We start from the raw sequence: 8910 nt of genomic DNA, 5'->3' as shown, positions 1-8910 counted from the left end.
CCGCCACCTTTACCACCTACTTTGCCTGCCATGTGGTTAACTAACTCACCGGCTTTTACTTTGCCTGTTAAGTCTTTAGTTACACCAGCAATTAGGCTTACTTTGTCGCCACTGGCAACACCAAGAGCAATAACACCTGAGCCAATCTTGTTTTTAAGGTCGTCAACCATACCGCGAAGCGCTTTAGATTCAGTACCTTCAACATTTGCTACAAGTAGCTTAACGCCGTTAATTTCAACAATCGAATCAAGTAAAGATGCACCCGCTGCACTTGCTAACTTATCGTTAAGTTGCGCAATTTGCTTTTCAAGACCTTTAGACTTTTCAAGCAACGCAGTTACTTTTTCAAGTACCGATGCGCTATCGCCTTTAACTAAAGCAGCTACATCATGTAATTGTTGCTCTTGCTCGCTAACATAAGCAACTGCATCAGCACCGGTTACCGCTTCAATTCGGCGGACACCTGCGGCAATACCACTTTCAGATACAATTTTGAATAAACCAATATCGCCTGCGCGCTCAACGTGAGTACCACCACAAAGCTCAATAGAGTAGTCGCCAATAGTAACTACACGTACTTCGTCATCATACTTTTCGCCAAACAACGCCATAGCACCTTTCGCTTTAGCATCATCAATAGCCATAAGCTCAGTATTAAGTGCGAAGTTACGACGAATTTCGTCATTAACTACACGCTCAATTTCACGTAGCTCATCTTTAGTAACCGCTTCAAAGTGCGAAAAGTCAAAACGTAAACGATCAGGCTGAACAAGTGAGCCTTTTTGGCCTACATGGTCGCCTAATAATTGGCGTAGTGCTTCGTGTAAAATATGTGTAGCTGTGTGGTTTTTCTTAATGCTATCGCGGCGTGCATCATCAATAGTCGCATCCACTTTATCGTTAACACCAATGCGACCTTGCACAGTACCGTGGTGAGCAAAAGCATTACCAAGTTTAGTGGTATTAGTAACATTAAATTCGCCACCAGCAACTGTAATAGTACCCGTGTCGCCCGTTTGGCCGCCTGATTCAGCGTAAAACGGTGTGCGGTCTAATACTACAATACCTTGTTGACCATCTTCTAATAACTGAACAGCTTCGCCACCGGCAAAAATTTCTACCACTGTCGCGCTATGGTGCGTGCTGTCGTAGCCTTTAAACTCTGTAAGCTTTTCTGATTTTAATTGCTCATTGTAATCAGCACCAAACTTACCCGCTTGTTGCGCTGTTTTACGTTGTACAGCCATGCACTCTTCAAAACCTTGATGATCAATCGTCATCTGGCGCTCACGCGCAACATCGGCCGTTAAATCAGCTGGAAAGCCATACGTATCGTAAAGTTTAAATACTAAGTCGCCCGGTATAATATCGCCTTTAAGGTCACTTAAGCTTTCTTCTAAAATAGCTAAGCCACGCTCAAGTGTTTTACCAAACTGTTCTTCTTCAATGCGTAATACTTTTTCGATAATTTCTTGTTGCTTAGCAAGCTCTGGGTACGCTTGACCCATTTGCTCAATTAGCGCAGCAACTAACTTATAGAAAAACGAACCTTGCGCACCTAACTTATTACCGTGGCGCACAGCACGACGAATAATACGACGTAGTACATAACCACGACCTTCGTTAGATGGCATAACACCGTCAGAGATTAAAAACGCACACGAACGAATATGATCCGCCACTACGCGTAGTGACTTATCGTCCATATCTTGCGCGTTAGTTACACTTGCAGCTGCTGCAATTAAGCCTTGGAATAAATCGATTTCGTAGTTTGAATGCACACCCTGCAAAATTGCAGAAATACGCTCAAGGCCCATTCCTGTATCAACAGATTGCTTAGGTAGAGGCAACATAGTACCGTCGCTTTGACGGTTGTATTGCATAAATACAAGGTTCCAAATTTCGATGAAACGGTCGCCGTCTTCCTCTGGAGTGCCCGGAGGTCCGCCCCAAATATGCTCACCATGGTCATAAAATATTTCAGAACACGGACCACATGGACCAGTATCGCCCATAGACCAAAAGTTGTCAGAGGTCGCAATACGAATAATACGATCTTCACTTAAGCCAATATCTTTTGACCAGTACTCAAACGCTTCTTCATCATCGTGATAAATAGTAACAAGCAGTTTTTCTTGAGGTAATTTAACAACCTCAGTTAAAAACTCCCACGCAAACTTAATCGCGTCTTGCTTAAAGTAATCGCCAAAGCTGAAGTTACCTAACATTTCAAAAAATGTATGGTGGCGAGCAGTGTAGCCTACGTTTTCTAAATCGTTATGCTTACCGCCAGCACGTACACAGCGCTGCGAGCTTGTCGCACGTGTATAAGGGCGGCTTTCTGCGCCTAAAAATACATCTTTAAATTGCACCATGCCGGCATTGTTAAATAACAACGTGGCATCGTTACCCGGTATAAGCGAGCTAGAAGGTACTATTTGATGTTGCTTGCTGGCAAAAAAGTCTAAAAACTGTTGCCTAATTTGTGCGGTAGTCATGTGCTGCATTTGAAAGTCTCACCTGTATTTACTGTGCTTGCATTGCAAAATTAATTTCATCGTAGCTAAAACCCCGATACATTAAGTAGCGCACGCGCTTAGCTTTATCTTTGTAATCGAGATCTGGCGGTGTATTCGAATATTTTTTATTGTACGCATCCTGCGCAAGCTCAAACCAATCTATTTCAAGCTCTTCAACTACCATTTCAAGTAGCGAACGATCAATCCCTTTGCCCATAGCTTCGCTTTGTATTCGCTTAAGCCCGTGGCATTTAAATATGTGTTTTCTTACAAAGCCTTCACAGTATCGCTGCTCGTTAATAAAATTGTGCTTTTCGCACCAATCAAGCAGCGTTTCAATAAACTCTTCTGTCGCTTCTTTTTGCTGTAATTTGAGCGTTAACTCACGACGCGAATATTCTTGGCGCCCTAGTAACCAAAGTACATAGTTTTTTAGTTTTTGCTTTAATTTATCATCCATTAAGCGTCAAAACGTCCGCTTGTTTCACTGCTAAGTGGCTTAACATTAATGTCGTCACTTAATGGTACAACAGGCATAAAAATAGCTTGATAAGATACAAAAAAGCTAATGTAGCAAATCGGCATTAAAATCAACAGTGGTAAGAACGATAAGAACATCGAAAGCGCCATAAATAATGCGCAAATAAGGCCAAAAACGCCAAGTGGCAAAATGTTATGATAAAACACCATTAACGATTTTTTAAGCGCCGTTAAAATGCGTGTTTCTTTACTAAAATAAACAAGTGGCACAGCGTACGCAAATGCCGTTAAATAAATTAGCATTGCCATAAAAAATAAAATTACATTCGCGCCCGAAATACTCTCAAGCATTTGCTCAAGTGCTACGTTTGGATCAAGTCCTGGTTGGCTCATAACAGCCACTGCATCGGCAAATAAGCCATTAGCAAGTAACGCCATTAAAATACCCGCACCCATTTGATAAAGTGCTAAACGTAATAACCCTAAACGATTTCCCTTAGCCGTAAATGGCTTGAGAATATCGNGCTAGCATAATTTTTCCGCCCTGTTGCTTACTAAGCACCGCTTGGTAAAACCCTGCGGTTAAAAATGGCGTAGCGAGTGCTGCTACTACTTGCAGCAGCGGTAAAAATAAAGACAGCAGCCCTACAATGCCAATAAATAAATGCATAAAAATAAAGGTTGCTGGCTGGGTTTTAAAAATAAGCCATCCGGCTTTTAACCACTTTAGCCCTGCATCGGCTTTAAAAATTCGTAATTGTGTAGACATACTTGCTCTTAATTTAAAACGAAACACGCCAAGTATAACTTGGCGTGAGGGGGGATTAATAGACGAAACGTAATTAAATAATTAAGGTTTTTTAATTTTCTTAATATCTAACATATGCGCGCCATGCTTAATTTTTGTTTCTAGGTACGATTTATTACCCGCAACACCCGCTTTAATGTGCGCATGTGTGCCCACAACCGAGTCAACATTAATACCGGCATCTTTTAATGCATTAAGCTTTTTAGGATTATTAGTCATTAATTTAACGTGACTTAAATTAAGCGCATTGAGCATTAATACCGCATCCGAAAAGTCACGTAAATCATCAGCAAAGCCTAAATGATTATTAGCTTCGTAGGTGTTCATACCTTGCGATTGCAATACGTAAGCGTCTATTTTGTTGTATAAACCAATGCCACGGCCTTCTTGGCGTAAATACAATAAAATACCGCCTTGCTCGTGCATCATTTCAATACATTCATTTAGCTGCTCACCACAATCACAACGCGATGAGTAAAATACATCGCCCGTTAGGCATTCTGAATGCATACGAATTAGCGGTACATCTTGCTCTGTATCGGCGTTATTAAACACCATAGCAATATGTTCTTTACCATCTTTTAAATCAGTAAATGAGATTATTTCTGCAGGGATATCACTATTTCTGCCAACTTTAAGCTGGACTCTTGCTCTTACTTGCGCCACGACAAATCCAAATATTTAAATAACTACGACACGACAATAAAGTGATAGTATCACAAAATAGGATAAATACACCGTAGTACAAGACTGTTTATGGCAATTATATGGCGACGACAGGCGTTATTTTCAATGATTGTTAAGCAATTAATAACCCGAATATTACAACCTCGCTTGTTTACTTTAATTTACCTAAAATAATGACAGGCCTTGATAGTTTTGGTAATTTTATGGGCTGATAAATAATAGGGATTATTATGAAGCACCAACAGCTCGCCATATCAATAGGATTAAGCTTATTAGCCTTTGCTAACTGCACTTTCGCAAACCAAGTAAATAGCATTCAAGTTGTATCTGCAAACGCCGAAGAAACTGACTCAGCATTTGTTGCAGCCAAAGAACAAGCTGAAAAAGAAGCACAACTTGCCTATCAAAAAGGGCTCGCTCTATATGGAGAAAATAGCAATGAAACCGCGAACCTTGCTATTAACTACGCCAAAGCCATCAATAATTATACTGCAAAGAACATTATGGTTATAGGGAATGGCAATGAAAAGAAACGGTTTGATTTGTATTCACAGGCCCACCGTATTTTAGTTAAAAACTATGGTGAAAACTCAATAGAGACTATGGATACGCTACTAGCCAAAGCCACTCATACCAATAAATCATATATCGCAGTCAAAAACTTTGAGCAACTCATTAAAATCGCTGAATTACAAAATATCCCAGGCCTTGTCGCCAATATGCAATTTGAAGCTGCAGAAACATTACTTTATAGGTTTAGCCATAGCGAATACTCTTTAGCGAAAATATACGCTCAAGATGCAGATAAATATTACCAAGCCCAGCTACCTGATAATGCAGTAGAGCGTATAAAGTCTGACCTTTTAATGGTTTCATTTGAGAGTGGCCGTAAAGATTACGACAAAGCAACTAAAAGGCTAAACCGTATAGTTGGCTTATTTGATAAATATAAAAATTTAGATCAAAGCTTTGAGCTTAATGCGCATGTTGGCTTAGTTCAGCTATATGAAAAACAAGATGAAAGCGATAAAGCGACTAAACACGCCTTAGCCTTTGCTAAAAATACGCACTGGAAAAATACCTCAGAGCAAAATCCACTCTACATAACCGAGCCTATATACCCTCGCGGTGAAACTAAAAGTCATGTAATAGTTATATTAGAGATTACAGTTGATACCCATGGCTTTGTGCAAAGTCCTAAGGTTATTAGTTCTGAGGGTTCTAAAGCATTTGAAAAATCAGCGATAGCCGCTGTTAAACAATGGCGTTACGCTCCAAAGTTTAAAAATGGAAAACCTGTAAATGCAACAACACAAGCTGAACTGTATTTTGAACGCCTTTAAGTAGTTTTACCATTCAGTCAAAAATTATATTAATAAGAAACTGTTGTAATTACGTCAACCTAGTTTCAATTTAAAAGTTAATAGGGATTATTATGAAACGTCAGCAACTCGCTTTATTTATCGGTTTAAGTTTATCTACTTTAAGCGCAACAACTTTAAGCACTACAGCATTCGCCAGCCAAGCAAGCGATCCTCAAACGGTATTTAACCAAGCATACCAAAGCTATTTAGCAGCAGTTAAAGCAGACGAAAACGTACAACAAACTGCCAAACTTGCTTACACATCAGGTAAAGCCGTTTACGGTAAAAGCGACGACAATACTGCTAACTTAGCTATTAACTACGCTAAAGCTATTAAAGGCTACGGCGATGAGCTAAACGAACAACGTTTTGCACTTTATGATGAAGCACATACTATTTTAGCTGCAAACCACGGCAAACAATCAATAGAAACAGTTGATGCACTGCTCGGAAAAGCTAACTACACAACATCAGCTTACAAAGCAGCTAACTTTTTAGAACAAGTAATAGGTATAGCTAAAACACAAAATAACCCTAAGTTTGTAGCCGACATGAAACTTGAAGCTGCAACGCTACTGGCTAAAAAGTTTAGTTCTAAAAAATATCGTGAGGCTAAAAACTACCTAGAAGAAGCCGACGAATACTACCAAGAAAACTTACCTGAAAACTCACTAGAGCGCATAAAAGCCGATTTTTTAATGGCCTCATTCGCAGAGGGTCGTAAAAGATACAATCAAGCGATTGAAAGGCTAAACCGTATAGTTACTGTATTCGATAGTAACTTAAACTTTGATCACAGTGCAGAGCTAACAGCTCATTCAAAGCTTGTAGGCCTGTACGAAAAGCAAGGTAAAAGCGAAGAAGCAACTAAACATTGCCTAGCTATCGCTCAAATGGTGCCATGGAAAGAATCGCAAGAGCAAACACCACTCTATCGTGTTAATCCTAAATACCCAGTTAACAAAGCCAGGTTTAGTACCGATGGTAGCGTTGTTATGGAGTTTGAGGTAGACGCAGCTGGCTTTGTAAAAAACCCAAAAGTACTTAGCTCAGAAGGCGGCAGCGCATTTGAAAAATCAGCCAAAGCAGCGCTTGAGCAATGGCGTTACGCGCCAAAGTTTGAAAATGGCAAACCTGTTAGCGCTATTTCTCAGGTACAACTCGACTTTAAAATTAACCGCCACTAAAAGCGGCTCATTAAAAAAGGCGCTTTAAGCGTCTTTTTTAATACCAACTAATACAAATTCTACGTAGTTAAAATTCATAACTTACGCTAATTCCGCCATCGGCTCTTTTTTCATTGCTATCGCTTGCTTTACCGTAGCCCACATCTAGCTCTAATCTAAAACCAGCGCTGTTCAATCCATTAAAGTTGTAGTTGTACGTAAGCCCTATGCCGTTTGTTGTTTCTTCATCAAAAATACCGCCAATTACACAACCTAGCGTATTAGCAAAGTCAGTTGCTACATCATTAGTTGAACTTTCACACTCTTGGTCTGTATCTCTTGCACCAATAGCGCCCACAAGTACGCCAAAAGCATGTTTTTTATTATCGCTAACCGCTTGTTCAAAACCGGCAGAAAATCCATCATCAAGGCCTAGTTTATAGTTTGCATACCAGCGTTGTGTGTCGTCGTTAGCCGATAAAGATACCTCAGGAATAACTAAGTAAGGATAGCCACCCCCAATCGAAAAACTAACATCATTAGCAAAAGTAGAACAAGAAGCGATAGATAAAGTGAGTAGTAATATTTTTATTTTCATAAAGTTCCCTTTGAGTAAGTATAAAATGTACTTACTTTAGGGACGCCATGCAATACGACTAAAAGCTCGTTAAATTTAGCTTTAGTAATAAAATAGGGATTAAATTTTAGCGAGTATTTTATCGCTAGCCGCTTCTATTAAATTGAGCACATTTTCAAAGCCATCATCGCCGCCGTAATAGGGATCGGGAATAGCGCTTTGGGCTTGCTCGCCATATTCTAAAAAAAGCGCTAATTTGTACTGTAGATGCTCAGGGCACTGGGCTTTTAAATCAGCTAAATTTTGCGTATCGGCCGCTAAAATTAAATCAAACTCAGTAAAGTCGCTTGTACGCACTTTACGTGAATAAATACCTTTAAAGCTGTAACCACGCTTCTCCCCTGCTGCCATTGAGCGACTATCAGGCGTTTTACCTTCGTGGTAACCAATAGTCCCTGCCGAATCTACTTTAACGTTAACACCTAGTTTTTTAGCACGGGCTTTTAATACCGCCTCTGCGGTTGGCGAGCGGCAAATATTACCTAAACACACTATGAGTACTTTTTTCATTGAGGCTCCTCTAACTAATTTAAAAACCTAAGCTTTAAAACTGTTTTAAAATGCTTTCATCGTAATCTTCAACGTTAAGCGTTACGTTATGTTGCGCTGCAACAGATTCGAGCTCAGCTTGTTTAATGGCTAAATCGTCCATGGTGATTAGGTTATCGTCTAGTTGCCACAATAACCGAGAGCCCGCGTAGCTATAATGAATCGCTAATAACGCATCGGCATTACCTTCACGGCCAGCGGCTTTTAACTTAGCCATTTTACGGGTTATTTTATTAAGTGCTTTTTTAAGCTCCCACACATAAACAACTTCAGTCATAAAGCTATGTGTACGGTATTTATTAAGTAACCACGCAAGCCCAACGCTTGTAATAGCAACGCCTATTAAGTTCCAATGAAAGTGGCTACCACTTTNCAGCGTTTGCGATATAGCCAAGCTGCCTACAGCCAAACCAATACCGCATCCTGCAATAACACGGTTTAAATGTTTACGGTAACGCGCTTTATTTATTTCAATGAGTTGCATAACAGCCTAAAAAGTTAATAAGTAAAAGAATGCGAATGGCTATTGTAACTAAACCCCACATTTTTTATAAAATTATTTCACCCCTTTTTGATTTGCCACCCGTTATAGCTTTGAAAACACCCTAATAGTAGTGGTCAATAAAATTTGGAGCGGCTTATGCACACACTTGAAGTACCTAACAACCCAGTATTTATTAAAACATCGACTGCCGTTATC

General features: G+C 39.8%; 8 protein-coding genes and 1 pseudogene. 2 read left to right on the top strand and 7 right to left on the bottom strand.

What is annotated here, in order from left to right:
• The 4 genes and pseudogenes from alaS to ribA form a co-directional block, all read right to left on the bottom strand.
• A partial coding sequence (alaS, locus tag L652_RS0117690) for an alanine--tRNA ligase (RefSeq protein ID WP_024595740.1) occupies positions 1-2507 on the bottom strand: 2507 nt, incomplete at its 3' end.
• A gap of 19 nt (positions 2508-2526) precedes the next feature.
• Positions 2527-2979 (bottom strand): regulatory protein RecX, encoded by a 453-nt coding sequence (locus tag L652_RS0117685; protein WP_002961933.1) that lies wholly within the window; start codon positions 2977-2979, stop codon positions 2527-2529.
• Positions 2979-3768: pseudogene (locus tag L652_RS01000000124050) on the bottom strand (BPSS1780 family membrane protein). The gene L652_RS0117685 and the pseudogene L652_RS01000000124050 overlap by 1 nt, the downstream one beginning before the upstream one ends.
• A gap of 81 nt (positions 3769-3849) precedes the next feature.
• Positions 3850-4473 (bottom strand): GTP cyclohydrolase II, encoded by a 624-nt coding sequence (gene ribA / locus L652_RS0117675; RefSeq protein ID WP_002961931.1) that lies wholly within the window; start codon positions 4471-4473, stop codon positions 3850-3852.
• Positions 4474-4724: 251 nt separating this feature from the next.
• On the opposite strand from ribA, the gene L652_RS0117670 reads away from it, so the two are divergent.
• Together L652_RS0117670 and L652_RS0117665 are read left to right on the top strand one after the other, a co-directional pair.
• Positions 4725-5837 carry an energy transducer TonB gene (locus L652_RS0117670; RefSeq protein WP_024595742.1) on the top strand — a complete coding sequence of 371 codons (1113 nt, stop codon included), beginning with the start codon at positions 4725-4727 and terminating at the stop codon, positions 5835-5837.
• Between the two features lie 92 nt (positions 5838-5929).
• A complete protein-coding gene (locus L652_RS0117665; protein ID WP_024595743.1) occupies positions 5930-7045 on the top strand; it encodes an energy transducer TonB in 1116 nt (371 codons plus the stop codon).
• Positions 7046-7112: 67 nt separating this feature from the next.
• On the opposite strand, the gene L652_RS0117660 is transcribed toward L652_RS0117665, so the two are convergent.
• From L652_RS0117660 to L652_RS0117650, 3 genes are all read right to left on the bottom strand, one after another.
• Complete coding sequence (locus tag L652_RS0117660; RefSeq protein WP_024595744.1) at positions 7113-7622, bottom strand: hypothetical protein; 510 nt, start codon at positions 7620-7622, stop codon at positions 7113-7115.
• Positions 7623-7721: 99 nt separating this feature from the next.
• On the bottom strand, positions 7722-8171 hold the full coding sequence (locus L652_RS0117655; RefSeq protein WP_002961928.1) for a low molecular weight protein-tyrosine-phosphatase: 450 nt from the start codon (positions 8169-8171) through the stop codon (positions 7722-7724).
• A gap of 34 nt (positions 8172-8205) precedes the next feature.
• Positions 8206-8694 (bottom strand): DUF3087 domain-containing protein, encoded by a 489-nt coding sequence (locus L652_RS0117650; RefSeq protein ID WP_024603582.1) that lies wholly within the window; start codon positions 8692-8694, stop codon positions 8206-8208.
• Positions 8695-8910: the final 216 nt, after the last annotated feature.

The organism is Pseudoalteromonas sp. TB25 (genome assembly GCF_000497995.1).
Taxonomy (GTDB): Bacteria; Pseudomonadota; Gammaproteobacteria; order Enterobacterales; family Alteromonadaceae; genus Pseudoalteromonas; species Pseudoalteromonas distincta.
Note: the sequence above shows the minus strand (reverse complement) of the source record. Positions and strands in the feature narration are given on the sequence as shown.

Coding starts and splice junctions, on each gene's coding strand:
- L652_RS0117685 (WP_002961933.1), bottom strand. CDS start 2,979: ATGGATGATAAATTAAAGCAAAAACTAAAAAACTATGTACTTTGGTTA.
- L652_RS0117670 (WP_024595742.1), top strand. CDS start 4,725: ATGAAGCACCAACAGCTCGCCATATCAATAGGATTAAGCTTATTAGCC.
- L652_RS0117665 (WP_024595743.1), top strand. CDS start 5,930: ATGAAACGTCAGCAACTCGCTTTATTTATCGGTTTAAGTTTATCTACT.
- L652_RS0117660 (WP_024595744.1), bottom strand. CDS start 7,622: ATGAAAATAAAAATATTACTACTCACTTTATCTATCGCTTCTTGTTCT.
- L652_RS0117655 (WP_002961928.1), bottom strand. CDS start 8,171: ATGAAAAAAGTACTCATAGTGTGTTTAGGTAATATTTGCCGCTCGCCA.